Genomic DNA, 25,803 nt, shown 5'->3' on the forward strand with positions numbered 1-25,803 from the left:
GGAAAAACCCCACCGCCGCAGAGAAATTACAGCGAGCGGCGCAGGCGGGCAACGGCCTCTTGCATCTGTTGCTCGGTTGCCGTGGCAAACGACAGACGGAAGGTGGAACGATCCGGTTTGTCAGAGAAGAAGTATTCTCCCGGCACAAACACCACGCCCTGCTTCAGGGTAGTTTTCAGCCATTCGGTCGCATCAAACGGCTGACGGAAACGCGCCCACAGGAACATGCCGCCTTTTGGCATATCAAAGCTGATCACATCACCCAGCTCTTTTTCCACCAGTCCGGCCAGGATCTCGCCTTTGTGTTTATAGGCTGCGCGGATCTTTTCGATCTGCGCCGGTAAACGATCCAACCCCAGGTAGCATTCGACGATGCTCTGCGACAGCGCGCTGGCATGCAGATCTGCCGCCTGCTTGATGATCGCCACTTTATGCAGCAGGAACGGCGGCAGGATAGCCCAACCCAGACGCAAGCCTGGAGCCAGGATCTTGGAGAAGGTGGAGGTGTAGATAATGTTTTCGGTATGGCCCAGCACCTGCTGCGAAACCTGATACAGGGTCGCATTTCGCTCTTCGGTGAAACGCAGCTCACCGTACGGGTCATCCTCAATAATCAGGAAGTTATGCTCTACCGCCAGTTTAACCAACTGCTCACGGCGTGCGGCGCTCAGGGTCAACCCGCTCGGGTTGCCGAAGTTTGGCACCACGTATACCCCTTTGATCTTCTGGGTTTTCAGCAGTTCGGCCAGTTCATCTACCACCATGCCATCGCTGTCGGAAGAGACAGACATGATGTTGGCTTCCGCCAGCTCCAGCGTTTGCAGCGCCGCCAGATAGGTCGGGCGTTCCACCACAAACACGTCGCCTGGGTTGATCACCGCACGCATCACCAGATCCAACGCCTGTTGGGAGCCGGCGGTTACCACGATATCTTCCGGCCTGGCGTTAACGCCACGCTGGGCGCACAGCGTGCAGATGCCTTCACGCAGTCGTTCGCTACCTTCGGTCAGCCCATACTGGAAAGCGCTTTTTGGTTGCTCGGTAATGGCCTGCTGAGTCGCAATGCTCAATCCTTCGAAATCAAACAGCGCGTCAGAGGGAATGCCACCCGCCAGCGAAATAACGTTTTCCATTTTGCTGTGCTTGAGCAATTCACGGATTGCCGAGCTTTTGACTTTTACGATGCGCTGCGCGAGTAGTCCTTCAGTCTTCATTGCTTGTTCTCGTAATCGTTAATATAGGGGCGCTGCGGGTCGAACAGGTTCGACCCCTACCAAATTACCCTCGGTGTTTCTAGCCGCCCAGGTAGGCTGAACGAACTGCTTCGTTTGCTAATAGTGCGGCCCCCGTATCTTCCAACACCACGCGACCATTTTCCAGCACATAACCACGATCCGCCAGTTTTAGTGCCTGGTTGGCGTTTTGTTCCACCAGAAAGATGGTCATCCCCTCTTCGCGCAATTGCTGGATGATATCGAAGATCTGCTGGATGATGATCGGTGCCAGCCCGAGCGAAGGCTCGTCCAGCAGCAGTAACTTTGGTTGGCTCATCAGCGCACGGCCAATGGCCAGCATTTGCTGCTCGCCACCGGACATGGTGCCAGAACGCTGGCTGCGGCGCTCCAGCAGGCGCGGGAACAGGGTAAAGACCCGTTCGATGCGCTGGTGATACTGCTCGCGATCGGCAAAGAAACCGCCCATCGCCAGGTTCTCTTCCACCGTCATGCGCGAAAATACTCGCCGCCCTTCCGGAACGATCGCTACAGCTTCACGCATGATGCGCGCTGTCTGCCACTGGGTGATGTCCTGATCCATCAGCGTGATGGAACCCTCACTGGCTCGGGGATCGCCGCATAGCGTGCCGAGCAGCGTGGTTTTACCCGCGCCGTTAGCCCCGATCAGAGTGACGATCTCCCCTTGCTGAATGTTCAGGCTGACCTGATGCAGCGCCTGAATTTTGCCGTAATGGGCGGAAACCTGATTAAATGACAACATATGCTTATTCGCCCAGATAGGCCCGGATCACGTCCGGGTTATTGCGGATTTCTGCCGGTGTGCCTTGCGCCAACGGCGTTCCCTGATTCACCACGTAGATGCGATCGGAAATCCCCATCACCAGCTTCATATCGTGTTCAATCAACAGCACCGATACCTGGTGCTGGTTGCGCAGCTCGACGATCAGGTGATCCAGCTCATCGGTTTCTTTCGGGTTGAGGCCCGCCGCCGGTTCGTCCAGCATCAATAATTCCGGGCGCGTGACCATACAGCGGGCGATTTCCAGCCGACGCTGTTGGCCATAGGCCAGGTTGCCCGCCGAACGGTTGGCCATCTCCAGCAGACCAACGCGTTCCAACCATACTGCCGCGCGCTCCAGCGCATCGGCCTCTGCACGACGGAACGCCGGGGTTTTCAGCAAACCGGCAAACACGCCGCTTTTCAGATGCTGATGCTGGGCTACCAGCAGGTTTTCAATCACCGTCATTTCGCGAAACAAGCGTACATGCTGGAAGGTGCGCACCACGCCCATACGGGCGATGGTCTGGCCGGAAAGCCCTTCCAGATGGCGATCGCGCAGTTTGATGGTGCCGCTGGTCGGGCGATAGAACCCGGTCAGACAGTTGAACACCGTGGTCTTGCCCGCACCGTTCGGACCGATCAGCGAGACAATTTCACCTTGATGCAGTTCCAGCGCGACGTTGTTGACCGCCAGCAAACCGCCAAAGCGCATTGACAGCCCGGCAACCGCCAGTAAAGGTTGAGTACTCATGCCTGCTCCCCCTTCACCGCTTTGATATCAGCCACTTGCAATTTCAACTGCGGGCGTTTCATCGGCAGCAACCCCTGTGGCCGCCAGATCATCATCAATACCATCAGCGCCCCCAGCAGCAACATGCTGTATTCATTCAGATCGCGCATCAGCTCACGGGACACCACCAGCAAGATCGCCGCCAGGATCACCGCAAACTGCGAACCCATGCCGCCCAGCACCACAATCGCCAGCACAAAGGCCGACTCCACAAAGGTGAAGGACTCCGGGCTGACAAACCCCTGACGTGCGGCAAACAGCGTCCCGGCGAAACCGGCAAAGGCGGCACTGATGGTGAAGGCGGTCAGCTTGATCTTGGTCGGGCTCAAGCCCAGTGAACGGCAGGCGATCTCATCTTCACGCAACGCTTCCCAGGCGCGGCCCAGCGGCATGCGCAGCAGGCGGTTAATCACAAACAGCGTCAGTATCACCAGCAGCAGCGCCACCAGATAGAGGAACACGATGCGGTCGCTGGGATCGTATTTCAGGCCAAAGAAGTTATGGAAGGTATCCCAGCCGCCATCGCGGGCGCTGCGGTTAAACTCCAGGCCAAAGAAGGTCGGTTTCGGGATCTGGCTGATGCCGTTCGGCCCACCGGTGATTTCGGTGTTGTTCAGCAGCAGGATGCGGACGATTTCGCCAAAGCCGAGCGTGACGATCGCCAGATAGTCTCCCCGCAGTCGTAACACCGGGAAACCAAGCAGGAAGCCGAAGACGGCGGTGACAATCCCAGCCAACGGCAGACTTTCCCAGAATCCCAGGCCGTAATAATGGTTCAGCAGCGCATAGGTATAGGCACCGATGGCGTAAAAGCCGCCGTAGCCCAGCACCAGCAAGCCGGAAAGGCCGACCACCACGTTCAGGCCCAGCCCCAGCATGACGTAAATCAGCGTCAGGGTGGCGATATCCACCGTACCGCGCGACACCAGGAACGGCCAGACTACGGCAGCAATGATGATCGCCGCTGCCAACACCTTCTGGCGCAGGGTCGAACCATCAAAGCTTGGCAATACGAACGCCGGGCCGGAGATTTTCTTCATCCCGTGCTGCATCAGCGGGCGCAACAGTTGGAAGAAAAACACCACCACACAACCGATACCAATCCACATCCAGCGCACTTCGGCGGCGCCGTGCACCACCAGTTTGGTGCCGTCGAGGCTCAGTTGCATCCCCATCAGGAAGGAGGCCATGACAAACAGCACAACCGTGGCAATACAGGCGTTAAGCAGACCGAGTTTCATACTTTCTCAACCTCCGGACGCCCAAGGATGCCGGTTGGCATCACCAGCAACACTACAATCAGCAAGGCGAAAGACACCGCGTCTTTATATTCGGTGCTCAGATAGGCCGAAGTGAGCGCTTCGGCCACACCCAGTACCAGCCCGCCGATCATTGCGCCAGGAATACTGCCGATGCCACCCAGTACCGCAGCGGTGAAGGCTTTCATCCCCGCCATAAAACCGATGTAAGGGTTAATTACGCCGTAGAACTGACCAAGTAGCACGCCCGCTACCGCCGCCATCACGGCCCCGATCACGAAGGTGAGCGAAATCACCCGGTCGGTATTGATGCCCAGCAGGCTGGCCATCTTCAAATCTTCCGCACAGGCACGGCAGGCACGGCCCATACGCGAATAACGGATAAACATCGTCAGGGCCAGCATCGCCAGGAAGGTGACCACCCAAATGATGAGCTGCATGGTGCTGATGGTTGCGGCAAAGCCGTTGCTCTCACCCAGCACCCATTGGCCAGTGACCAGGCTTGGCAGCGCCACATCACGCGACCCCTGCGTCAGGCTGACGTAGTTTTGCAGGAATATCGACATCCCGATGGCGGAAATCAGCGCAATCAGACGCTTGGAACTGCGCACCGGCTTGTAGGCCACGCGCTCAATGCTCCAGCCATAGGCGCTGGCAATGACGATTGACACCAGAAATGCCACGCCGATCAGCAACCAGCCGACGTCGATGCCGATCATCATCAAGGCGGCGATCACGATAAAGGAGACATAGCTGCCGATCATATACACCTCACCGTGGGCGAAGTTGATCATGCCGATAATGCCGTAGACCATGGTGTAACCGATGGCGATCAATGCATAGGTGCTGCCCAGCGTCACGCCGTTGAACATCTGCTGCAGAAAATAGAGGAACTGCTCTGACATACTCTGACCTTCTAAGGTGTTGTGCTGGCCGACAAAGAGCGGCCCAACGGCCTGCTGGCGTTGCAGGCGCCGGGAATTCCCGGTTTGTAGATTTTGCAGTCGTGGTGGCCCTATCTCCCGTCCGGAGAAAGAGCCACCTTTAAACCAGGCTTATTTAATCGGCGTTGATGAACCGTCGGCATGCCATTCGAATACCCCGAACTCGAAGCCTTTCAGGTCGCCTTTATCATCCCAGCTCAGTGGACCCATGACGGTTGCCACCGGTTGGCCGGTTTTCAGATCTTTGACGATATCTGCCGGTTCCTGGCTACCGCTACGCTCCATCCCGGTGACCAGCGATTGCAGTGCAGCATAGGTGGTCCAGACGAATGGCCCGGTCGGATCCAGTTTCTTGGCTTTTAATGCATCCACCACAGGCTGGTTGGCTGGGACCTGATCGTAACGTTTTGGCAGGGTCACCAGCATGCCTTCAGACGCGGCACCGGCGATGTTGGACAGCGAAGAGTTACCCACGCCTTCCGGCCCCATGAAACGGGTAGTCAAACCGGCCTGCTTGGCCTGACGCAGGATCTGCCCCATCTCCGGGTAGTAACCGCCGAAGTAGACGAAATCGACGTTTTCTTTCTTCAGACGGGCAACCAGAGTAGAGAAATCTTTATCGCCTGCGGTGATACCTTCAAACATCACTGGGTCGGTACCCTGCTTTTTCAGGCTGTCACGCACCGAACGCGCCAGGCCTTCACCATATTGCTGCTTGTCATGGATCACGGCGATACGCTTGGGTTTGATGTCATTGAGGATGTAGCTGGCAGCCGTTGGGCCCTGATCGGAATCCAGACCGGTGGTGCGCATGATCATCTTGTAGCCACGGGTGGTCAGATCGGCGTTGGTCGCCGCCGGGGTGATCATGATCACGCCTTCGTCTTCATAGATATCGGAGGCTGGCTGGGTGGAAGAAGAGCACAGGTGGCCGATCACATAACGGATACCATCGTTGATGACCTTGTTGGCTACCGCTACTGCCTGTTTCGGGTCACAGGCATCGTCATACTCTACTGCCACCAGCTTATCGCCTTTGATACCGCCTTTGGCGTTGATATCGGCAATCGCCTGACGCGCACCGGTGAACTCCATATCACCATACTGCGCCACCGGGCCTGACATCGCGCCAACTACGGCCACCTTGATGTCCTTTGCCATAGCGACATGACCCATAGCCATCGCGATACAACCGGCCAGCAACGCTTTACCCTTTGTTAATTTCATCCGCTTAATCCCCATCTGTCGTTGTGAGTGTTGCTGTTGTTGTTTGCCACACCTAATCATTGTTTCTAGCGGGCGGATTGCAAGTTACAGCCCCTTGGCTGCGGCCCGAAAAACGACGCCAGAACGCTTTTATCTATAAGTAATAATGATTTAGGCACATTTGCGACAATATTTTCTAATAAGACTTTATTTTTCATGTCATTAAACAGGAATTTTCTTCTGCAAAGCAACTCTCAATGTCAGAAACAAGCGGTGTAAACAGGATAAAATCCGGATTAAATCTGCGCTGTTTGCCATCAGGAACAGCGCGATGTGCTAGTTAACACCTCATTAACCAATCGTTTACTCGGAAAATGCCCACGGCAAAAAACATTTTGCCCAGCACACGTATAGAAAAACTTACACAACGCGCTGAGCAAGATCCATTACACTATCGGCATCCTTTATCGGTGCGGAAACCCGGCATGAAACTGACCATTGAGCGCTTGACCAACCTGTCCCCGCAAGATCTGATCGACCTTGGTAAAATCTGGCCACATCAACAACCTGCGCAGTGGCTAGGCTGGCTGGAGGAGGGCAAGACGCTGTTCGCCGCCCGATTTAACGAGCGGTTGCTGGGAGCGGTAAAAATCGAGATCCACGACCAGACCGCCCAACTGCACGACCTGATGGTGCGCGAAGTCACTCGCCGCCGTGGCGTGGGGCTGTATCTGATCGAGGATGCGCAACGTCAGTTGCCACAGGTGCAACATTGGCAACTGACTACCGCAGGATTGGCCGCACGTGAGCGTGGTGAGGTCGGCAACTTTATGCGCGCCTGTGGTTTCCAGGCACAGGGCGATTGCTGGCAGAAAAAATGAAACGTTGGATCGTCATGGCAGTTTTACTGCTGCTAGCACTGGCAGCCGGGTTGGCAGGACGCTATCAGGCAACCCATCTGCCTCACTCCTGGGATCAACAGGCCTATGTCTGGCAACGAGTCTGGACTCCCCAGCATGCCGAGGCGCTGGCCGCCAGCCAGGACCTGTTTAGCACCCTGCGCGTGTTGGGTTTGCAAGTGCATCCGCGTGAGGGTTTTCGCGATATTCAGGCCGATACCGCCCTGCTGAAACAGGATGGCCGCCCGTTATGGCTGGTCGTCCGGCTGGATGGACAGTTGATGCAGCTGGATGAAGCCGCCATCTATGCCCGCCTGCAACAACAGCTGCAACGCTGGCAGGCAGCGGGTTTGTCGGTAGTCGGCGTGGAAATTGACCATGACGCCGCCACGGCACGACTGCCCGAATATCAAAAATTCCTGCGACAACTGCGTCAAAAGCTTTCCCCGTCATTACAGCTTGGCATTACCGCCCTGCCAGCCTGGATTGGCTCCCCGGCACTACCTGGAGTGCTGCAACAGGTAGACAGCTCGGTACTTCAGGTACATGCGGTGCTCTCACCAACCCAAGGTTTATTCGATGGTCAATTGGCATTGGAGTGGGTACGTCTATATGCACACCTTAGCCCTAAACCTTTCCGTATCGCCTTACCCGCCTACGGCATGGCTCTGTTGGGGTACGATGCCCAAGGGGCGTTGGTTGAAAGCGAAGCCTCGCAGCGCGTAGCGGGCAATGTGCAGGAACTGACCGTGGCACCGCAGCAGATTGCCGATTTCTTGCAGCAGCTCGCGCAACGCCCACTACCGCACCTGCGCGGCATTATCTGGTTCCGCCTGCCGCTGGCGAACGATCGCCGCGCCTGGTCGATGGCGACGCTGCGGGCGGTGATCCAACATCAGCCACTGCTCGTCAGCTGGCAGGTCAAGTTTCTGCCGCAGCCACAGCAAGATGGGTTGTACGATTTGATTATCGAAAATCAGGGACCGGTGGATGCCCCGTTACCCCGTGAGATCCACATTCAAGCCGAAGGTTGCCTGGCAGCTGATGCAGTAGGCAATTACCAGCTGGCAACCCCATCGGCACCACTACGCTTTATTCGCATTAGCGGCGATCAGCTACGGGCAGGGCAATCACGCCCGCTGGGCTGGCTACGCTGCCAACAGATCGCGCCAGGAGGCACTCATGTCATACCTTGATTCGCACCGCAGCCGTGTGCTCCCACTAGCATCCTTAATCGCCGCTGCATTGATCATGCCGTTAAGCGGTCAGGCCTGTGGACCTGATTTTCCCAACCGCCTGCTGATGAATCGCAACGGCACCCTGCTGTCGATGCCTGAGGGCAATTTCGCTTTCGAAGCGAGCCGCCTGGTAGCGGTAGATCCACAGCTGCCACACTGGCAAGCTCCAGCTCCGATAACCCCCCCCAAACCGATGCCGCTTTCGCCAGAGCAACAGGCCATTGCGCAAATGCGGGCTACCAAAACCGTTGAAGAGGCCGATGCGGTGAATGCGCAGGGGTTATCTAATGCCGCTCGCCTGTATACGCTGGGTGCGGTTGCTTTTGCCGCCGAAGATCCCCGTGCGTCGCAATATTTTCAGCAGGTGTTAGCGCTGCCTGACGCCGAGCAGGGCGAGTGGGGATTACGAGCGCAATACTCATTGGGTCGCCTGTTGATGGGCGATCATGGCATGCCAGAAACCGAATCGGGTGCCGAGCCGGTAGTGAAGCACCCGGAAAAAGCGCAGCTTGAGCAAGCTCAGGCCGCCTTCCAACAGGTGATCGCTCGGGTGAAAAAGGGCACTGCCGATCCCGACCAGTTAGCTCTGAGCAGCCTGGGCCAGCAGGCGCGTATTCATTTGTGGCTTGGGGAGTTTATCCCGGCGGCACAGCTTTACGCTCAGCAAGCCGCCCAGGGCGATCCTGACGGTGGGCTTTCGCTACAGTACATCTCCACCTATTTGATCAATCCGCAACATGTGGAGGCGTTAAAACAGGCCATTCACGATCCGTTGATCCAGCAGTTGGTCACGATTGAACTGTTCGCCCGTGGCAGTAACCTGCAAATGTCCGACGCCACTAGCAACGGGGTGGGCGCAAAACAGATTATCGAGCAGAACCTGACGCTGCTTAACGACTCGGTAAAAAGCGGTTTCACCGGCAGCGACCGGCTGGCGGCATTGGCCTATCGTTCCGGACAATATGCCATGGCGGCCAACCTGCTGAAGAACGCCGGTGATAGTGGTTTAGCCTGGTGGCTACGCGCCAAGATGGCCCTGCGCGACGGCGATGTGAAGGCCGCGACTGCCGCCTATGCCAAGGCCGCAGCCGCCTTCCCTGCGGATGAGAGTTGGGGAGAGCAGCGCAACGACGAGTTCGCACCCGAGATGATCGTCCCAGATTGCCGGGTAGCCGGCGAGCAGGCCATTCTGGCGCTGAACCGGGGTGACTATCTGCAAGCGATGGATCTGATGTATCGCGGCAAAGAAAACTACTGGGCAGACGTGGCGGATATCGCCGAGCGGGTGCTGACCATCGATGAACTGAAAGGCTTTGTGGATAAGCACGCTCCTGCGCCAACCACGCCATTGAAGCCGGTTAAACCCGATGAGTACAATGGCGAACGGATCACCCAGGAAGTCCAACTGCGCGAACTGCTGGCGCGGAGAATGATGCGCGCAGGCCGTTATCAGGAAGCAGTGAACTACTTTGCCATTCCTAACTACCGCCAGGCTGCGCAGGACTTTGCCAACTTGCTGAAAACGGCACAGGATAAAACGGCAGATAACAACGCTCGCGCCAAAAGCTACTATCAGGCGGCGGCGCTATTGCGCTCACAGGGGTTGGAGTTCACCGGTTACGAAATGACGCCGGATTACAATATTTATGGTGCGGGGTATTCCTATCTGGGGGATGCGTTCAACACCAAGGATAGCAAAGACAAGAGTTGGATCAGCGCGGCCGAGGCGGCGCGGGCCAAGAAATCGTTGCCGGAGGCGGATAACCGTTTCCTGCACTACCGCTGGCAAGCGGTGGGTCTGGCACAAAAGGCCGCCGATTTACTGCCACCGAAAAGCCAGGCCTATGCCGCCGTGTTGTGTAACGCCGCAGGTTGGGTGATTGCCCGTGACGCCAAGACCGGCCGGGCGCTGTATCAGCGCTATATCAAGAACGGCACCCAGTTCGATTGGGGCACCAAGTTTGGCTACGACTGCCCGGCCCCAGAATTTTAATCGCTTTAACAGGTGGGTTTCCCCACCTGTTGCCCTAGCTTATTTTACCAGCGCCACGCCCTGATCCAAATCCGGGCGTTTTTGTTTCAGCAGCAGGATGGCGACAAAACCAACCAGCGTTATGCCGCACAGTATCAATAGCCCCGCGATCTCATTACCGAACCACCGATCGCCGCTGACGCGGATAATCGGCGCCAGAAAACCGCCAATTGCGCCAAACATGTTGATAAAACCTACACCTGCCGCCAGTGCACTGCCACTGAGCAGCATCGTCGGCATTGTCCAGAATACCGGTTGGACCGCAATAAACCCGACGGCCGCAAAACACAGCGCAATAATGGCCAAGGCAGGGCTGGCTACCAGCGCCGATGCTCCAATCCCCAACGCAGCCACTAGCAGCGTTACCGCAGCGACGTTGCGTAACGCCCCGGTTTTATCTGCGTAACGAGGAATGTAATAGGTGCCAAACATGGCAGCGATCCAAGGAATTGCCGTAACCAACGAGGCGGTAAAGCCCACTTTGGTGCCCAACAGTCCTGCTACCTGCGTCGGCAGGAAGAAGATAAGGCCATACACGCTGATCTGGATAATCAGATAAATCAGTGCCAGGTGCCAAATGGCCGGAATACGTAGCCCATCAAGGATGCGGGAAACGCCCTTTTTACGCTCCTCTGCCGCCAGTTCGTCGATCAATGCCTGCTTCTGCGCTGCACTTAAGAAACGTGCCTTGGCAGGCTCATCGTCCAGATAGAAGAAGGTCCAGATCCCGGCGGCCACTGCCAGTAAGCCTTCTATAATAAACATCCAGAACCAACCGGCATGGCCGGCAAAGCCATGCATTTCCAGCAAAGCCCCAGAAAGCGGGCTACCCAACGTCAATGCCAAAGGTGCCCCCATATAAAATAGCCCCATAACTGAAGCCCGGTTTTTTAACGGGAACCACAGCGAGGTCAGGTAAATCATACCAGGGAAGAAACCGGCCTCTGCCGCGCCTAGTAAGGTGCGTACCAGCAGAAACTTAGCCTCGGTGTCAGCAAATGCCATGGCCGAAGATAATACCCCCCAAGCCAGAGTCGTACAGCCAATCCAGGTTTTTGCACCAAATTTACGCATTAATAAGTTTGCAGGTGCCCCCAATAATGCATAGGCCACAAAGAATATACCGGCACCTAATGCATAAGCCTCATTACTTAATCCGGTGTCTAATTGATAAGATTCTTTGGCAAAACCGATATTTGCCCGATCCAAGAATGCCAGAATATAAAGCGAGAGCATAAATGGAATCAAGCGCCAACGCGTTTTTGCCACCGCCGTTGTTAATTGCGTGGTCATAGTTCAAGCCTCATTATGCTACCGGTTAATACCCGAAGTAAAAACCGGTAATGATCGAGAAAGACTTAATGGGTATAAGGGCGAGTTAACTGACAGACCGGATTCAGCTCAACGCCAAATCCTGGTTTATCCAATACCGACTTATGCATGCGGCCATTGATTGGCACCGGTTCATTCAGTAAGATCGGATCGAACTGCGGACGCATGGAGTCCGCCCCTGGTGATGTCATCAGGAATTCGCTGAATGGCGTATTGGTAAAGGTAATAACGGCATGGTGAGAATAAACCGAAGAGCCATGCGGCACCACCCATTGCCCTTTCGCCTTGGCAATCGCAGCCACTTCCAACAGCGTGGTCAATCCGCCGCACCAACCAACATCCGGTTGCATGATGTCGATGCCGGTTTCCGACAGGGTCTGGAATGACTCCAACGTTCCGTGGTGTTCACCAGTGGTGACCAACATCCCGGCAGGGGCATTGCGTTTCAACTGGCGATAGCCTTCATACTGCTGCGGGGGTAAACACTCCTCAATCCATTTAAGGTTATAAGGCGCGCAGGCATAAGCCACTTTGGTTGCGTAGTTGACGTCCATCGACATCCAGCAATCGAGCATCAACCAGAAATCGGGGCCGCATTTTTCACGCATGTCCGCCACCATTTTTGCCGTCTCGCGTACGCCGAGATCGCCGTCATGTGGGCCAAAATGGGTTGGCATTTTACCGCCGATGAACCCCATTTCCTTCGCCAGATCCGGCCTGGAACCGGTGGCGTAAAACTGGATCTCATCGCGCACGGCACCACCTAACAGCTTGTAAACCGGCAAGTCGGTACATTTGCCAAACAGATCCCATAGCGCCAGATCGACACAGGATATGGTATTCATCACCACCCCGCCGCCGCCGGAATAAAACATGGTCGAACGCAACATCTGATCGTGGATCAATTTGATATCAGAAACACAGCGCCCTTCAATAAAGCGGTTTAAATGTTTTTCAACAATAAAACAGCCCATTTCCCCGGCAGTAGAAACGGCAAAACCGGTAATACCATTATCTGCTTCAACCTCTACAACCAGCGTACCTAATACATTAATACCGAATGACTGTCTGGACTGTTCATATTCTTTATATTTACTCATTGGCGTACAGATTTTATCATCAATCCAATGTTTTCCAGCCTGATCGTGATAGTCGGCACCGCCCGACCCTTTTTCTGCGGTTGCTCCGCCCATGAAATAAGCACGGATCTGTTTTATCTTTGGTAAAGATTTAGACTGAAGCATAATATTAACCCCGTATTATTGAATGTAGGATAACAAATGGTTAATTTCTTTATTGATGGGTTGTTTTAATTGCTCTAGTGTTTGTTGTTGTGATGGTGTTAATGGTACTTGTAGTTCCCCCATGGAAAAACCGCGTAATTCCATCGCACACTTATAGCCCAATGGGAAAGGCAAACTGGCCATCAGGTTCATGAGTGGGATCGCCATCATTTGCAGTTCACGCGCGGCAACCAGATCGCCCTGCTGGAAAAGGTCGTAGATACGGCGCATCAGTTCCGGCATCACCCCCGCCGTTCCTGTGACACATCCCTTTGCCCCGGCGCAAAGCGCGGCAAAGAAGAACTCTTCCCGCCCGGTCATCACGCTGAAGTCCTTATCGACCTCTGGGCACAGTGCCAACATCTTCATAAAGCCGACCGCATCGCCACCGGAGTCTTTGATACCAACAATGTTCGGGTGCGCAGCCAAACCGGCTACCAGCTCAGCGCTCAGCGGATCGGCAAAGAAAGGAATGTTGTACAGACACAGCGGCAGTGCTACGGCGCTGGCTATCTGGGCAAAATAGAGAGCATGGCGCTCCGGGTCATAATGGTAGAAGTTCGCAGGCATCAATACCACGCCACTGGCTCCGGCACGGTGAGCAGCATCCGCCAACGCAATGCTTTCCTGCGGCGTTGTCGCCGGAATGCCAGCCCATACGGGGACGCGTCCAGCAGCCTGTTCCACCACGGTGTTAACCACGGTACACTTTTGCTCAAACGTCATATAACCAGCTTCCCCCACCGAGCTGACGGGGAAAAGCGCGGTTAACCCACCGGCGATCTGAAAATCGACAATTCGGCGTAGCTCGTGCAGATTGGGGGCAGCTGCCTGCCATGGTGTTAACATAGCGCTGATCACGCCAGTTGGTCGCTTCATCATATTCACCTTATCCTCGGTAACCTAATGCTTGGGAAATTTCCCCGGCACTCTCTTTGACCTTGCCCACCAATTCCGTCAGGTTGCTCTCGCCGATTTGTAAGGTAGTCCCCACGATCGAAATAGCGGCCATCACCTCTCCTGCGGCATTGAAGACCGGCGCACTGATGCAACGGATATTGGCAACATCCTCTTCGTTATCGTAAGCCCAGCCGGTTTGGCGAATTTTCTGCAACTCTGCCCGCAACTGAGCTTCGTTAGTGATGGTATTGCGCAGGCCATCGGTGAAAACGATGCTGCGGATCAACATGTCCTGACGTTCTCTGCCACACCAGGCCAGCAGGCATTTACCCAATGATGAGCGGCATAAAGAGAGACGTTTTCCCTCCCAGGTACGAACCTGAATGCTGGATTGGCTTTCAACTTTGATCAGATAAATAGGCGCATCATCGTCCAGAACCCCGAGATGACAAAGATGGCCGGTGCTGTTCATCAAAGCGCTTAAACGCGGCAAGGCAATCGCACGAAGATCCAGTTGACGGCTCACCTGGCTGCCCAGTTCCAGCAGTTTCAAGCCCAACCGATAACTGCCATCTTTGCCTTGGGCCAACAATCGCAGGTGTTTGAGTTCTTCCAGTAGCAAATAGACCGTGCTTTTCGGCAGGCCCAAGGCGCTGCCAATAACGTTGGCAGAACAGTGCCCTTGTTCTGATACCAGATTGAGGATCGCCATCGCACGGGACAACGCTGGAACTTTAGATTTAGTGGTCAATTCCATCATATTGGAATCCATTCTTGAGTGATGGACAATATATAGAATGAATAGTGAACAGGGAAAAGCGGCAGAATGCCTGGCTGTGATGCAGCTCTCTTAAATTTTTCACATTCCAATAGGTTGGAACAAAATTATGATTTTTAAGGATAAAATCGGCATTCATTCCAAAATACTGGACTCCTTTTGGCGGAGTTGAAACCAAAAAAAACGGCACCCTTAGGCGCCGTTTTTACGGATTTTTTTAGTGCTGTTACGCTTCGATCGCCATCTTCAGTTTCTTCATGGCGTTCTTTTCCAGCTGGCGCACACGCTCAGCTGAGACGCCGTACTGATCGGCCAGTTCCTGCAAGGTGGACTTGTTGTCGTCGTCCAACCAGCGGGCACGAATGATATGCTGGCTGCGCTCGTCCAGACCTTCCAGCGCGTAGGCCAGTTTGTCTGCGGCGTTGCTTTCCCAGTTATCTTCTTCGATACCTTCGGCAAAGTCTGAGCTCTTGTCTTGCAGATAGAGCATCGGGGCCATGGCATGACCGTCACGCCCTTCGTCTTCCGGCGTTGGGTCAAAGGTCATGTCCTGTGCCGCCATGCGTGACTCCATCTCACGCACGTCTTTGCTGGTAACACCCAGCTCGCGCGCGACCAGCTCCACTTCATCCTGATTGAACCAGCCCAGACGCTGCTTGGTTTTGCGCAGGTTGAAGAACAGCTTACGCTGTGCCTTGGTGGTCGCGACTTTCACGATACGCCAGTTGCGCAGCACGTATTCGTGAATTTCTGCCTTGATCCAATGCACCGCGAAGGACACCAGACGTACGCCAACCTCTGGGTTGAAGCGACGTACGGCCTTCATCAGGCCGATATTCCCTTCCTGGATCAGGTCTGCCACCGGCAAACCGTATCCTGCATAGTTACGGGCAATATGAGCGACAAAGCGCAGGTGAGACAGGATGAGCTGCTTAGCTGCTTCCAGATCGCCCTGATAATGCAGCCGTTCAGCCAGTTCCCGCTCTTCCTCTGCCGTCAGCATCGGATAGGTGTTGGCTGCCCGCAGGTAGGCTTCCAAGCTGCCCTGTGGGACTAAGGCTAAAGTGCGCATTTCTTTGGTCATTCAAAACCCTCTCTTGATAAAACTGGTCATGCAGGCGATTTCACGGCGGGGGAGTTATTGATCTTACGGCAGTTGCTGTTGCAAAAGCGGTTCCACACGCCGGGCACCTAAACATTTGCTGCAGATTTTGACCGTGCTCAACCCGAAAAGTTCACCGTTTTTCACACACAGTGCACACGACAATACGCCATGAAAGCTCGGGTTGATTGGGAATTTGTGCGTTTGAGAAGATAGCGGAGATGTTGATATCTGGCAACTCTTCTCCCGCAGCACGGCAACCGGGCCGCAGCAGAAGAAGAGTATACCAAAAAATCACTATTGTGGTGTAAATCGGCGTAAATGTTGCACCGTGGCCAGCCAGGCGGCAATCCAGCCGATCATGGCAGAAATCAGCAGTAACAGCAGCGCCTCATCCCAACCCAGGCCATGCAGGGTAAAGGTGGTACCAAACACCTTCGCCACGTTGGTCACCACCGACTCCAGCTTCCACACCAGCGCGCCGGACAGGATCAGCGAAAATAGCGCACCGAAGAAGCCGAGCATCGCACCGCCGTTAAGGAACGGCCGCAGGATAAAGCCGTCAGTAGCCCCGATCAGCTTCATTACGTTGATGGTATCGCGACGGCTGAAGATACTCAGACGCACGCTGTTACCAATCACCAGGAACACCGCCACCACCATCAGTATGCCGATCATCAAGGCTACCTGACCCACCAGCCCGGTCAGCGCCGCCAGGCGGGCAAACCAGCTGTCGTCCATACGCACTTCATCCACGCCCTGCACCGCCGCCACACGATCGCGCAGAGTGCTGAGCGTATCGGAACTCTGGAAGCTCATCTGCGGCGTGACAATCGCCACGGCCGGCAGCGGGTTCTCTTCCAGCATATCCAATGCACCGCCAAAGCCTGACCAGTTGCGGAACTCGCCCCGCGCCTCTTCACGCGACAGGTAGTTAACCTTCTCCACCCCGGCCTCGGCCTTGATGGCATCCAGCACTTTGACCGCCGCGTCATCGTCGAGGGATTTGTCCAGATACACCGTCAGCTGTGGTGTCGGATACCACTGCGTCGCCGCGGTACTGACGTTCTTCCACACGATGTAGCACACGCTCGGCAGCGTCAGGGAAATGGCAATCACCATCACGGTCAGCAGCGTTGCCAGCGGCTGGCGCAGCATATCGGCAATGGCGTTCATCCAGGCATAGCGCCATTGTTCACGCCAGCCACCGCGCAGTGCCTTGCTCTTGGCGGTTTTTGCATTATTCGCCATGCTGTGATCCCCCTACCATACGGCCCTGGCTCAGCGTCAGGATGCGGTAATTGCGCCGGGCGATCAGCCCGGTGTCGTGGGTTGCCATCAGCACCGTCACCCCAACGCGGTTGAATTCTTCAAACAGGCGCAGGATCCCTTCCGACAGGGCGTCGTCCAGGTTACCGGTCGGTTCGTCCGCCAACAGCACCGCAGGCTTGTTCACCACCGCGCGGGCAATGCCAACGCGTTGCTGCTCACCGCCGGAAAGCTGGATCGGGAAGTTCTTCGCCTTATCCAACAGCCCGACCTTATCCAGCGCAGCCGAAACGCGGCGACGGATATCTTCGGTGCTGGCCCCGGCGATGATCAGCGGCATCGCCACGTTGTCATACACCGTACGATCCAGCAGCAGATGGTGATCCTGGAAAATCATGCCGATCTGGCGGCGCAGGAATGGCACCTCACGGTTTTTCAACCGGCTGATGTCATGACCACCAAACCAGATATGACCGGCGCTTGGCCGCTCAATCCCACAAATCAGTTTCAGCAGGGTACTTTTCCCCGCGCCGGAATGGCCGGTCAGAAACGCCATCTCCGCCGGACGCAGATGAAAATCTACCCCCTGCAGGGCCTGCCGTCCGCCCAGATAAGCTTTACTGACCTGTTCAAAGCGAATCATCCGTATCAATCCTCTCGGGCAAAAAGTGCCTCAATAAAGTCATCAGCCTTAAACGGCCGTAAATCTTCGATGCCTTCACCCACGCCGATGTAACGGATCGGGATGGTAAACTGATCGGCGATGGAGAAGATCACCCCGCCTTTGGCGGTACCGTCCAGTTTAGTCAGCGTTATGCCGGTCAGGCCCACGGCTTCATTAAATAATTTCGCCTGGTTAACCGCATTTTGTCCGGTGCTGGCATCCAGAGTCAGCATAACCTCATGAGGGGCCTGCTCGTCCAGCTTTTTCATGACGCGCACGATCTTCTTCAACTCTTCCATCAGGTGCGCCTTGTTTTGCAGGCGACCGGCGGTGTCGGCGATCAGCACATCGATATTGCGGGCTTTGGCAGCTTGCACCGCGTCGAAGATCACCGATGCGGAATCGGCACCGGTATGTTGAGCGATGACCGGAATGCGGTTACGTTCACCCCAAACCTGTAACTGCTCGACCGCTGCGGCGCGGAAAGTATCGCCTGCGGCCAGCATCACCGATTTACCTTCGGCCTGGAACTGACGCGCCAGCTTGCCGATGGTGGTGGTTTTACCCACGCCGTTGACGCCAACCATCAGGATTACGAACGGCGTTTTGCCCCCGACGTCCAGCGGCTGATCCACCTTGGCGAGAATCTCCGCCATCTCTTCTTTCAGCAAGACATACAGCGATTCGGCGTCTTTCAGCTGCTTACGGCTGGCGTGCAGGGTGAGCGACTCGATTATTTTGCGGGTGGTTTCTACACCAACGTCGGCAATCAATAGCTGTTCTTCCAGCTCTTCGAACAGATCGTCGTCGATCTTCTTGCCACGGAACAGGCCGATAAAGCCAGAGCCCAGATTCTGTTTGGTTTTCAGCAGGCTGCGTTTCAGGCGCGCGAAGAAGCCTTCTTTGCTCGGGCGTTCCTGTTCTTGGGTCACCGCCGGAGCCAACAGCTCGGGTTGTTCAGGTTCTTCTTCCAGCTCTGGTTCGATAACCTCTTCGACCCATTCTGATCCAGGCTCGATAATCTCGGCTGGCGCTTCGATCACCGCTTCAACCAGTTCTGGCTCAGGTTCGATAATTTCGGCAGGTACTTCGATTACCGCCTCAACCAGTTCCGGCTCAGGTTCGATAATTTCGGCTGGTGTTTCGATAACCGCTTCAACCAGCTCTGGCTCAGGTTCGATAATCTCGGCTGGCGCTTGAATCAGCACAGGTTCTTCTGCTGGCACCTCAGGCTGTAGCGCTACGGTAGCCTCTTCGATCGCCACCGGCTCAGCGTGATGTTCGTCCAGCGGCAGGATATTTTCGGCGATAGGTTCGCCGCTCAGGCCGCTATCCCACTCCCCTGGGGTGTCTTTGGTGGCGGCTGGCGCAGACTCCTGGGCGGGCAGTTTATCGTCCAGTTTGGGAGCTACCGGGGTTTCTGCGGCCTGCTGCTCCGCCGGTTCTACGGCAGATTCAGGTTGTTGCTGCTCTTCTTCCTTCTGGCCAAAGCCCAGCCAGGAGAAAAACCCACGTTTTTTATCTTTTGCCATGCTCTGACCCTACTCCGTACCAATGGCTGCAAATGCGAAAAATTAATTCGCCGAGTCTATCACTTTCCCTGGCACAGCAACACGCATCGGCAATGCTTTCATCGTGGTAGTTTTTATCCCCCACCGCCGCCAGGCTGCAACTTATCGACGATTCGGTATAGAATAGCGGTAACTTTTCGTTAACCTCGCAACTGATTAAGACTCTTTATGGCAAAACAACCACCGCGCGGCGCCCCCAAAAAACCGCAGACGGCCTCCGCTGGCCAGATCCGCATCATCGGCGGCCAATGGCGCGGGCGTAAACTGCCGGTGCCTAACAGCGAAGGGCTGCGGCCAACCACTGACCGCGTACGCGAAACCCTGTTCAACTGGCTGGCACCGGTGATCCGCGGGGCTCGCTGTCTGGACTGCTTCGCTGGCAGCGGTGCGTTGGGGTTGGAAGCGCTGTCGCGCTATGCCGAAAGCGCCACGCTGCTGGAATATGAGCGGCCAGTGGCACAGCAACTGGGGAAAAACCTGGCGCTGTTGCAGGGCAATGGCAGCGTCGTCAATACCAACGCCTTGACCTGGCTGGCTGGCAACGGGCAACCTTTTGACGTGGTGTTTCTCGACCCCCCGTTCCGCAAAGGCTTGCTGGCCGAAACCGTCACGCTGTTGGAACAACAGGGCTGGCTGGCGAACGAGGCCTGGATTTACGTTGAGGCCGAAGCCGAAAGCGCCGCCACCGATGTCCCGGTAACCTGGACATTACACCGTGAAAAAGTCGCCGGCCAAGTGGCGTACCGCCTTTATCTCCGTTCCCTTGAAGAGAAAACCGAACATGCTGATTAATCTGGGCCGTTTGCTGATGCTGTGCGTGTGGGGCTTTCTGCTCGCCAACCTGTTCCACCCGTTCCCTAAACCGCTAACCTACTTCATCAACGTGGCGCTGTTTTTTATGGTGGTGATGCACGGGTTGCAACTGGTGCTCTTGAAATCCACCCAGCCGAAAGACCAGCCCATTAGCCGCTGGTTGGAAACCAAGATCTTTATCTTTGGTGTCTTTGAGCTGTTGGACTGGCAGAAAAAGCAGCCGCCGCTAAAGAAAAAATAGGCGGGCGCAGCATGCAGCGCCCCTACGGATGATCGGCCGTGAAAGAGATAAAGCGGGTGCCCTGTAGGCTCAGCGTGCCCTTCTCGCCTTTATTTATCTGATGATATTGCTGCTGTGGTAATGGTATTTTGATCTCACTGCCGCCGGTCAACGGCCGGAAGTACACTTCGTAACGCATATCTTCCACCACGATGTTTTCCCGCTGCCGCGAACGACGATTCGGCGCGGGAAACTCCCGCTTGGCACTGACTTCCACCTGCAATGAACGCACCGGTTGGCGGTCGTTATCCGCATCCTGGCGGCGTTTGTTGAGGTATTGGCGGGTCGCCAGCACCGCAATCAGCGCGATCACGGCAACAAAAAACAGCGGTGGCTTACTCATCAAGAACTTTCCTCTTTTTATGCGGCGGATGCCATTCACACCGAAACGGCGTAAACATAGCATTCAGAAGAAAGCATTGTCGAACCCCTGCGCGCTGCTTACACTGTGAATGTGACAACCTGGAGCGGGTTATCCCGGCTCCCATGATAAATAAGGAAGACATATGAGTTGGCCGTTCCTTGCCGTATTTTTTTCCGGTTGGTTGTTCGTTGATGCCTCCTATCGCGGCCCGCGCTGGCAGCGCTGGGTATTTAAACCGGTCACCTTGCTGCTGTTGCTGTTATTGGCCTGGCAGGCGCCGGTGTTGGGCCCCGCAGGTTACCTGATCGTTTTGGGCCTGTTGGCAACGCTGGCGGGTGATGCCTTGCTGCTGCTGCCGCGTGAGCGGGTGCTGTATGCCATCGGCGCTTTCTTCCTCTCACATCTGCTGTATACCCTGAGTTTTGCCAGCCAGATGACCTTCAGCCTGTTCTGGCCGTTGCCGCTGGTGTTGCTGGTGATTGGTGTATTGCTGCTGGCCATCATCTGGAGCCGGTTGGAAGAGATGCGCTGGCCAATCGCCACGCTGGTTGCCATGACGTTGCTGATGGTGTGGCTGGCGGGGGAACAGTATTTCCTGCGCAGTACCGACTTTGGCTTCTCATTGCTGGCGGGCACCTCGCTGCTGCTGTTGGCGAATATCGTCTGGCTGCTGAACCGCTATCGCTTTACCTTCCGCGCGGCAGACGCCGTGGTCGCTTTCTGCTACTTCTCCGGGCATTTCCTCATTGTCCGCTCGTTGTATCTCTAGTTGACGCCCCTCACCCTAACCCTCTCCCAAGGGAGAGGGGACTAAACGTGCTACACCTTAACTTCGGTACTCGTCCTCGAACATCTCACCAATCACAGATTAGCTTGCGCACCTGAGCACAACTCCGTACCAGCTCCCTCGCCCTGTGGGAGAGGGCTGGGGGGAAATTCGCTCTTGACTCTGGAGTCAGCTCCAAGGTGTAGAGTTCATTCTGAGAAGATAATGGATTGCCTGAAGGGGGCGCTATGCATACTCATAAAGAACACCAGCATCAAGAACATAACCACGATCATAGCTGCGGCTGTGGTCATGACCATGCTAAAACCCAGCATGGCTGTAGCAGTGAAAAAACCACGGTAGGGGAAACTACCGCTCATAACCATGAATCGGCCCATGAGCATGGAGCCAGCTGTTGCAGTAGCGATGGCCCCGGCGATCCGGATGAGGAAAGCGACAGGCTGGCTGCCGCCCCTCCTTCCGGCAGCCAGCGGTTCAGTTGGAAAGTGACCGGCATGGACTGCCCAAGCTGTGCCAAGAAAATCGAAAATGCCGTGACGTCGATCCCCGGCGTCGATAGTGCTCGCGTGCTGTTTGCCACCGAAAAACTGGTCGTAGATGCCCAATCTGATGTCAGCGTGCGGGTTCAGGATGCAGTAAAACAGGCTGGATTTACCCTGCTGGGAACCACCCCGATGGCAAAAAGTGATGAGCCTAAAGCTTCCCGGTTTGGTGAGTTCGGCCCTCTGCTGCTGCTCTCCGCACTAATGGTACTCAGTTGGATCCTGAATATCTTTAACCCTCTGTTCGGCGAGATTGCCTTTTTCATCACCACGTTAGTCGGCCTGGCACCCGTTGCCAGCAAAGCCCTGCGCCTGATCCGTTCAGGCACGCCGTTCGCCATAGAAACCCTGATGACCGTGGCCGCCATTGGTGCGTTGTTTATCGGTGCCACCGCTGAAGCGGCTATGGTGCTGCTGCTGTTTATGGTGGGGGAGTTGCTGGAATCCTACGCGGCCAATCGTGCTCGACGTGGCGTGAAGGCCTTGATGGAACTGGTGCCGGAAGATGCTCTGCTTATTCAGGGTAACGAACGTAAACGCGTGCCGGTCGCCAGCCTGCGTCCCGGTGACGTGATAGAAATCGCGCCCGGTGGCCGTTTACCTGCCGATGCCGAATTGCTTAGTCCGTTTGCCAGCTTTGACGAAAGCGCCTTAACCGGCGAGTCTGTACCGGTGGAACGCCAACAGGGGCAGAAAGTGGCTGCGGGTTGCCTGTCGGTCGATCAGGCCGCACAGATGAAGGTCACTTCCGAACCGGGCAAAAATGCCATTGACCGTATCCTGCAACTGATTGAAGAGGCAGAGGAGCGTCGGGCACCGATTGAGCGCTTCCTCGATCGCTTCAGCCGCTATTACACTCCGGCGATCATGCTGCTGGCTGTGGCGGTGATCCTGGTTCCACCGCTGCTGTTTGCCGAACCTTGGCAGGTGTGGATCTACCGGGGTCTGACCTTGCTGCTGATCGGCTGCCCATGCGCCCTGGTCATTTCAACCCCAGCGGCCATCACCTCTGGTCTGGCAGCAGCATCACGACGAGGCGCACTGATTAAAGGTGGCGCAGCGCTGGAACAGTTGGGCCAAGTGCAAACCATCGCGTTCGACAAAACCGGTACGCTGACCGAAGGCAAACCGACGGTAACCGACGTGCTGCCAGTAGATGGTCTCAGCGAACAGCAATTGCTGGCCATCGCAGCGGCTGTCGAGGCAGGCTCGCATCACCCATTGGCACAAGCGATCGTCAATCGCGCGGCGGAAAACGGGGCGGCACTGCCCCTGGCCGAAGGCCGCCGTGCTCTGGCAGGAATCGGCGTTGAGGGAAAGGTCGACGGTAAAACCATCCTGATCAGCGCACCGGGCAAGTTGACGGAGAGCCAGTTGAGCAGCGAATGGCGCAACCGGGTAGAAACGCTGGAAACAGCGGGTAAAACCGCGGTGGTGGTATTACAGGATGGGCAGGCTATCGGTCTATTGGCATTGCGTGACACCTTACGTAGCGATGCCAAACAGGCGATTATTGAGCTGAAAGCGTTGGGGATCCGTGGCGTGATGCTCACCGGTGATAACCCACGTGCAGCGGCAGCGATTGCCAATGAGCTGGGGATCGATTTCCGCGCCGGGTTAATGCCGGAAGACAAAGTGCAAGCGGTAACCGAGCTGAGCAAACTGCAACCCACCGCCATGATCGGCGACGGCATCAACGATGCCCCGGCGATGAAGGCGGCAAGTATCGGTATTGCCATGGGCAGCGGCACCGACGTGGCGTTGGAAACGGCGGATGCTGCCCTGACGCACAATCGGTTGGTTGGCGTTGCCGAGATGATCCAGATTGCACGGGCTACTCATGCCAACATTCGCCAAAACATTACCATTGCGATTGGGCTGAAAGCGATCTTCCTGGTCACGACCCTGCTGGGGTTGACTGGCCTGTGGCTGGCGGTGTTGGCAGACTCCGGTGCGACCGCCCTGGTAACCGCCAACGCCTTGCGGCTGCTGAAAAAACGTCTGTGATATAATCAGGGCGCATTCCACTGCGCCCTGAGCCGTTGCGCTAAGAAGCACCTTGGTTACCGCTTCGCAAACCTACGTCTGGTTTTGGTTTGGCACTGAGCGTGAAAGCGGTAGCACCTATTTTCGGATCGGATAATCTGACTTATGCGCTTGGTTACTTTGGTATTTTTACTGTTTTTCCCGGTATTGCCCGTCCAGGCGTTGGCAACGCCGATCACCTCTCAACCCACCGCTGAAACCCGCGTTGCCTGGCCAGTAACGATGCCATTGTCGCAACCTGATGGTCTACGGCCTTGCTGCGTCTTCGGATATAACCTCAAAGCGCAGGCATTGGGCATCCCGGTGCCGTTTTATCAGTTGGGCAATCTGGTAGATGCCGACCAGCTTGGCGCACACGTCTATAACGACAGCGCGTTTAATGCCATCGGCAACCTGCTGGGGTTAGGCAGTGAGCAATCAGGGTTGATATACACCCATCGAGGTGGATTTATCGACATCGCTCACGTACGCGACACGGCTGATAATACCCTGTTCCTGTTCAGCCAACTGCTGCCCAGACTGGGCGAGCAATGGTCTATCGATCTGGGCCCGGAGTTGGCCAACCGGCGTATCCAAATGAATGCTTTTTCCCCGCCGCAGGATCCGGCGCAGCGCTACACGTTGGCGGCCTATCTGGCCGGGGAACTCGCCTTCCAGATAGCCGCGTGGCATGAGATAGCACAATGGTATGGTTATCAGTCGGTAATGGGCTTTTCTGAAGAGGTTTCTGGTTTTTCACCCGAAGATTTGTATTCCAACCTGCTGGGGGCTCGGTTGGCGATCGACGCCATCTTGCAAGGGCGCGCAGCATCCGTAGCCAGCTACGATAGCGCGATGGAGACACTGTTACCCGCAGCTCTGCACCAGCTTGGCGCTGTCTCGGTCGCGGAAACCCAGCGGCAATTTGACAGCATTGACGGCGACTGGTGGAACAGCCACCGCCGTGTGCCAGAGAAGTTTTTGGTGTTAAAGCGGGATTACAACACCGGCAACCATCGCCTGCCCAACCAGCCTCCCAGCGAAAGCACTGCGCCACAACGCCTGACGTTACCGCTACAAGTGCAGGGATCCACGCTGTCGACCCTGGGGGAACTGCAACTCTGGCCTGGGGATACCCTGCGCAATCTGCCAGCACCGGCGAAATATTATCGCCTGGAGGATTTCAACGGATTGGCATTACACGCCCAGGCTCAAGACGCACAGCAGATATTGCAGCAACGCTAACCAACTCGCGGTGATTAGCTCTCCAGCCCTTTACGCAATAGATAGCGATACGGGGCCTGTTCGGTTTCCTGTGCCACCAACGTGTGTTCCATAAAGCGGCAAAAACCCGGGATATCGCGGGTGGTGGCCGGATCGTCGGCAATGATCAGCAACGTTTTACCGTTATCCATATGGCGTACGGTTTTACGCACCATCATTACCGGTTCCGGACAGCGCAGCCCCAGCGCGTCGAGCGTCTGGTCTGCCTGGGCAAAAATGTCAGTCATGCATTTCTCTCGATCTAAAACGATCGGCGAACCCTCGCCGGATCTGATTACCCGCTAGTTTACGCCGGTAGTTTTTCTGCGCAAGGCACGTTAACGTTTGCGTTAAATTTAACCATTGCATTGAATGCGCAAACGCGTACCATGTCGCCGCGCAGTTAAAAATGGGTTCCCTCACCCCATAACCTAAAAAGGCTACAT

Annotated in this window: 24 protein-coding genes; 8 read left to right on the plus strand and 16 right to left on the minus strand. The window is 55.8% G+C overall.

Annotated features, from left to right (window positions below; genetic code table 11):
* Positions 1 to 26: 26 nt before the first annotated feature.
* The 6 genes from ACRDCA_RS14735 to ACRDCA_RS14760 form a co-directional block, all read right to left on the minus strand.
* Complete coding sequence (locus ACRDCA_RS14735) at positions 27 to 1,214, minus strand: PLP-dependent aminotransferase family protein (protein WP_438690197.1); 1,188 nt, start codon at positions 1,212 to 1,214, stop codon at positions 27 to 29.
* Between the two features lie 79 nt (positions 1,215 to 1,293).
* The gene (livF, locus tag ACRDCA_RS14740) at positions 1,294 to 1,995 is read right to left on the minus strand and encodes a high-affinity branched-chain amino acid ABC transporter ATP-binding protein LivF (protein WP_021807790.1); all 702 of its coding nucleotides are present in this window, start codon (positions 1,993 to 1,995) and stop codon (positions 1,294 to 1,296) included.
* A gap of 4 nt (positions 1,996 to 1,999) precedes the next feature.
* Positions 2,000 to 2,767, minus strand: coding sequence for a high-affinity branched-chain amino acid ABC transporter ATP-binding protein LivG (gene livG / locus ACRDCA_RS14745; RefSeq protein ID WP_438690198.1), 768 nt, complete (start codon positions 2,765 to 2,767; stop codon positions 2,000 to 2,002).
* The gene (locus tag ACRDCA_RS14750; protein WP_438690199.1) at positions 2,764 to 4,047 is read right to left on the minus strand and encodes a high-affinity branched-chain amino acid ABC transporter permease LivM; all 1,284 of its coding nucleotides are present in this window, start codon (positions 4,045 to 4,047) and stop codon (positions 2,764 to 2,766) included. Before ACRDCA_RS14750 ends, livG begins: the two co-directional genes overlap by 4 nt.
* Entirely contained in the window at positions 4,044 to 4,970 is a 927-nt protein-coding gene (livH, locus tag ACRDCA_RS14755) for a high-affinity branched-chain amino acid ABC transporter permease LivH (RefSeq protein WP_438690200.1), read from the minus strand. Before livH ends, ACRDCA_RS14750 begins: the two co-directional genes overlap by 4 nt.
* A gap of 150 nt (positions 4,971 to 5,120) precedes the next feature.
* The gene (locus tag ACRDCA_RS14760) at positions 5,121 to 6,236 is read right to left on the minus strand and encodes a branched-chain amino acid ABC transporter substrate-binding protein (protein ID WP_438690201.1); all 1,116 of its coding nucleotides are present in this window, start codon (positions 6,234 to 6,236) and stop codon (positions 5,121 to 5,123) included.
* A 464-nt stretch (positions 6,237 to 6,700) separates the two neighbouring features.
* On the opposite strand from ACRDCA_RS14760, the gene panM reads away from it, so the two are divergent.
* The 3 genes from panM to ACRDCA_RS14775 are packed head-to-tail and all read left to right on the plus strand — an operon-like array spanning position 6,701 to position 10,345.
* Positions 6,701 to 7,096 (plus strand): aspartate 1-decarboxylase autocleavage activator PanM, encoded by a 396-nt coding sequence (gene panM, locus ACRDCA_RS14765; RefSeq protein WP_438690202.1) that lies wholly within the window; start codon positions 6,701 to 6,703, stop codon positions 7,094 to 7,096.
* Positions 7,093 to 8,310 (plus strand): DUF3142 domain-containing protein, encoded by a 1,218-nt coding sequence (locus ACRDCA_RS14770; RefSeq protein WP_438690203.1) that lies wholly within the window; start codon positions 7,093 to 7,095, stop codon positions 8,308 to 8,310. Before panM ends, ACRDCA_RS14770 begins: the two co-directional genes overlap by 4 nt.
* A complete protein-coding gene (locus ACRDCA_RS14775) occupies positions 8,297 to 10,345 on the plus strand; it encodes a hypothetical protein (RefSeq protein WP_438690204.1) in 2,049 nt (682 codons plus the stop codon). The genes ACRDCA_RS14770 and ACRDCA_RS14775 overlap by 14 nt, the downstream gene beginning before the upstream one ends.
* A gap of 39 nt (positions 10,346 to 10,384) precedes the next feature.
* On the opposite strand, the gene ACRDCA_RS14780 is transcribed toward ACRDCA_RS14775, so the two are convergent.
* The 8 genes from ACRDCA_RS14780 to ftsY form a co-directional block, all read right to left on the minus strand.
* Positions 10,385 to 11,677 (minus strand): MFS transporter, encoded by a 1,293-nt coding sequence (locus ACRDCA_RS14780; protein WP_438690205.1) that lies wholly within the window; start codon positions 11,675 to 11,677, stop codon positions 10,385 to 10,387.
* A gap of 65 nt (positions 11,678 to 11,742) precedes the next feature.
* Positions 11,743 to 12,960, minus strand: coding sequence for an L-rhamnonate dehydratase (gene rhmD / locus ACRDCA_RS14785; RefSeq protein WP_438690206.1), 1,218 nt, complete (start codon positions 12,958 to 12,960; stop codon positions 11,743 to 11,745).
* Between the two features lie 15 nt (positions 12,961 to 12,975).
* Positions 12,976 to 13,881: a dihydrodipicolinate synthase family protein gene (locus ACRDCA_RS14790; RefSeq protein WP_438690207.1), complete on the minus strand. Its 906-nt coding sequence runs from the start codon at positions 13,879 to 13,881 to the stop codon at positions 12,976 to 12,978.
* A 7-nt stretch (positions 13,882 to 13,888) separates the two neighbouring features.
* Positions 13,889 to 14,659 (minus strand): IclR family transcriptional regulator, encoded by a 771-nt coding sequence (locus ACRDCA_RS14795; RefSeq protein WP_438690208.1) that lies wholly within the window; start codon positions 14,657 to 14,659, stop codon positions 13,889 to 13,891.
* 244 nt (positions 14,660 to 14,903) lie between these two features.
* The gene (gene rpoH / locus ACRDCA_RS14800) at positions 14,904 to 15,761 is read right to left on the minus strand and encodes an RNA polymerase sigma factor RpoH (protein ID WP_438690209.1); all 858 of its coding nucleotides are present in this window, start codon (positions 15,759 to 15,761) and stop codon (positions 14,904 to 14,906) included.
* 315 nt (positions 15,762 to 16,076) lie between these two features.
* Positions 16,077 to 17,030 carry a permease-like cell division protein FtsX gene (gene ftsX / locus ACRDCA_RS14805; protein WP_438690210.1) on the minus strand — a complete coding sequence of 318 codons (954 nt, stop codon included), beginning with the start codon at positions 17,028 to 17,030 and terminating at the stop codon, positions 16,077 to 16,079.
* The gene (ftsE, locus tag ACRDCA_RS14810; RefSeq protein ID WP_438690211.1) at positions 17,020 to 17,691 is read right to left on the minus strand and encodes a cell division ATP-binding protein FtsE; all 672 of its coding nucleotides are present in this window, start codon (positions 17,689 to 17,691) and stop codon (positions 17,020 to 17,022) included. Before ftsE ends, ftsX begins: the two co-directional genes overlap by 11 nt.
* Before the next feature lie 5 nt (positions 17,692 to 17,696).
* Positions 17,697 to 19,244, minus strand: a complete 1,548-nt coding sequence (gene ftsY, locus ACRDCA_RS14815) for a signal recognition particle-docking protein FtsY (RefSeq protein WP_438690212.1) — start codon at positions 19,242 to 19,244, stop codon at positions 17,697 to 17,699.
* Positions 19,245 to 19,451: 207 nt separating this feature from the next.
* On the opposite strand from ftsY, the gene rsmD reads away from it, so the two are divergent.
* A complete protein-coding gene (rsmD, locus tag ACRDCA_RS14820; RefSeq protein WP_438690213.1) occupies positions 19,452 to 20,075 on the plus strand; it encodes a 16S rRNA (guanine(966)-N(2))-methyltransferase in 624 nt (207 codons plus the stop codon).
* On the plus strand, positions 20,065 to 20,337 hold the full coding sequence (locus ACRDCA_RS14825; RefSeq protein ID WP_438690214.1) for a DUF1145 family protein: 273 nt from the start codon (positions 20,065 to 20,067) through the stop codon (positions 20,335 to 20,337). Before rsmD ends, ACRDCA_RS14825 begins: the two co-directional genes overlap by 11 nt.
* 22 nt (positions 20,338 to 20,359) lie before the next feature.
* On the opposite strand, the gene ACRDCA_RS14830 is transcribed toward ACRDCA_RS14825, so the two are convergent.
* Positions 20,360 to 20,719 (minus strand): DUF2500 domain-containing protein, encoded by a 360-nt coding sequence (locus ACRDCA_RS14830; RefSeq protein WP_438690215.1) that lies wholly within the window; start codon positions 20,717 to 20,719, stop codon positions 20,360 to 20,362.
* 163 nt (positions 20,720 to 20,882) lie between these two features.
* Here ACRDCA_RS14830 and ACRDCA_RS14835 point away from each other — a divergent pair, with 163 nt between their 5' ends.
* The 3 genes from ACRDCA_RS14835 (at position 20,883) to ACRDCA_RS14845 (ending at position 25,339) form a co-directional block, all read left to right on the plus strand.
* Positions 20,883 to 21,509: a lysoplasmalogenase gene (locus ACRDCA_RS14835; protein WP_438690216.1), complete on the plus strand. Its 627-nt coding sequence runs from the start codon at positions 20,883 to 20,885 to the stop codon at positions 21,507 to 21,509.
* Positions 21,510 to 21,754: 245 nt separating this feature from the next.
* Positions 21,755 to 24,076: a zinc/cadmium/mercury/lead-transporting ATPase gene (locus ACRDCA_RS14840; protein WP_438690217.1), complete on the plus strand. Its 2,322-nt coding sequence runs from the start codon at positions 21,755 to 21,757 to the stop codon at positions 24,074 to 24,076.
* Between the two features lie 144 nt (positions 24,077 to 24,220).
* Positions 24,221 to 25,339, plus strand: coding sequence for a DUF4056 domain-containing protein (locus ACRDCA_RS14845; RefSeq protein WP_438690218.1), 1,119 nt, complete (start codon positions 24,221 to 24,223; stop codon positions 25,337 to 25,339).
* Between the two features lie 14 nt (positions 25,340 to 25,353).
* Here ACRDCA_RS14845 and tusA read toward each other — a convergent pair whose 3' ends face one another.
* Positions 25,354 to 25,605 (minus strand): sulfurtransferase TusA, encoded by a 252-nt coding sequence (gene tusA, locus ACRDCA_RS14850; protein ID WP_024484647.1) that lies wholly within the window; start codon positions 25,603 to 25,605, stop codon positions 25,354 to 25,356.
* Positions 25,606 to 25,803: the final 198 nt, after the last annotated feature.

Source organism: Serratia sp. (in: enterobacteria), from assembly GCF_051654945.1.
Lineage (GTDB): Bacteria > Pseudomonadota > Gammaproteobacteria > Enterobacterales > Enterobacteriaceae > Chania.

Coding starts and splice junctions, on each gene's coding strand:
- ACRDCA_RS14735 (WP_438690197.1), bottom strand. CDS start 1,214: ATGAAGACTGAAGGACTACTCGCGCAGCGCATCGTAAAAGTCAAAAGC.
- livF (WP_021807790.1), bottom strand. CDS start 1,995: ATGTTGTCATTTAATCAGGTTTCCGCCCATTACGGCAAAATTCAGGCG.
- livG (WP_438690198.1), bottom strand. CDS start 2,767: ATGAGTACTCAACCTTTACTGGCGGTTGCCGGGCTGTCAATGCGCTTT.
- ACRDCA_RS14750 (WP_438690199.1), bottom strand. CDS start 4,047: ATGAAACTCGGTCTGCTTAACGCCTGTATTGCCACGGTTGTGCTGTTT.
- livH (WP_438690200.1), bottom strand. CDS start 4,970: ATGTCAGAGCAGTTCCTCTATTTTCTGCAGCAGATGTTCAACGGCGTG.
- ACRDCA_RS14760 (WP_438690201.1), bottom strand. CDS start 6,236: ATGAAATTAACAAAGGGTAAAGCGTTGCTGGCCGGTTGTATCGCGATG.
- panM (WP_438690202.1), top strand. CDS start 6,701: ATGAAACTGACCATTGAGCGCTTGACCAACCTGTCCCCGCAAGATCTG.
- ACRDCA_RS14770 (WP_438690203.1), top strand. CDS start 7,093: ATGAAACGTTGGATCGTCATGGCAGTTTTACTGCTGCTAGCACTGGCA.
- ACRDCA_RS14775 (WP_438690204.1), top strand. CDS start 8,297: ATGTCATACCTTGATTCGCACCGCAGCCGTGTGCTCCCACTAGCATCC.
- ACRDCA_RS14780 (WP_438690205.1), bottom strand. CDS start 11,677: ATGACCACGCAATTAACAACGGCGGTGGCAAAAACGCGTTGGCGCTTG.
- rhmD (WP_438690206.1), bottom strand. CDS start 12,960: ATGCTTCAGTCTAAATCTTTACCAAAGATAAAACAGATCCGTGCTTAT.
- ACRDCA_RS14790 (WP_438690207.1), bottom strand. CDS start 13,881: ATGATGAAGCGACCAACTGGCGTGATCAGCGCTATGTTAACACCATGG.
- ACRDCA_RS14795 (WP_438690208.1), bottom strand. CDS start 14,659: ATGATGGAATTGACCACTAAATCTAAAGTTCCAGCGTTGTCCCGTGCG.
- rpoH (WP_438690209.1), bottom strand. CDS start 15,761: ATGACCAAAGAAATGCGCACTTTAGCCTTAGTCCCACAGGGCAGCTTG.
- ftsX (WP_438690210.1), bottom strand. CDS start 17,030: ATGGCGAATAATGCAAAAACCGCCAAGAGCAAGGCACTGCGCGGTGGC.
- ftsE (WP_438690211.1), bottom strand. CDS start 17,691: ATGATTCGCTTTGAACAGGTCAGTAAAGCTTATCTGGGCGGACGGCAG.
- ftsY (WP_438690212.1), bottom strand. CDS start 19,244: ATGGCAAAAGATAAAAAACGTGGGTTTTTCTCCTGGCTGGGCTTTGGC.
- rsmD (WP_438690213.1), top strand. CDS start 19,452: ATGGCAAAACAACCACCGCGCGGCGCCCCCAAAAAACCGCAGACGGCC.
- ACRDCA_RS14825 (WP_438690214.1), top strand. CDS start 20,065: ATGCTGATTAATCTGGGCCGTTTGCTGATGCTGTGCGTGTGGGGCTTT.
- ACRDCA_RS14830 (WP_438690215.1), bottom strand. CDS start 20,719: ATGAGTAAGCCACCGCTGTTTTTTGTTGCCGTGATCGCGCTGATTGCG.
- ACRDCA_RS14835 (WP_438690216.1), top strand. CDS start 20,883: ATGAGTTGGCCGTTCCTTGCCGTATTTTTTTCCGGTTGGTTGTTCGTT.
- ACRDCA_RS14840 (WP_438690217.1), top strand. CDS start 21,755: ATGCATACTCATAAAGAACACCAGCATCAAGAACATAACCACGATCAT.
- ACRDCA_RS14845 (WP_438690218.1), top strand. CDS start 24,221: ATGCGCTTGGTTACTTTGGTATTTTTACTGTTTTTCCCGGTATTGCCC.
- tusA (WP_024484647.1), bottom strand. CDS start 25,605: ATGACTGACATTTTTGCCCAGGCAGACCAGACGCTCGACGCGCTGGGG.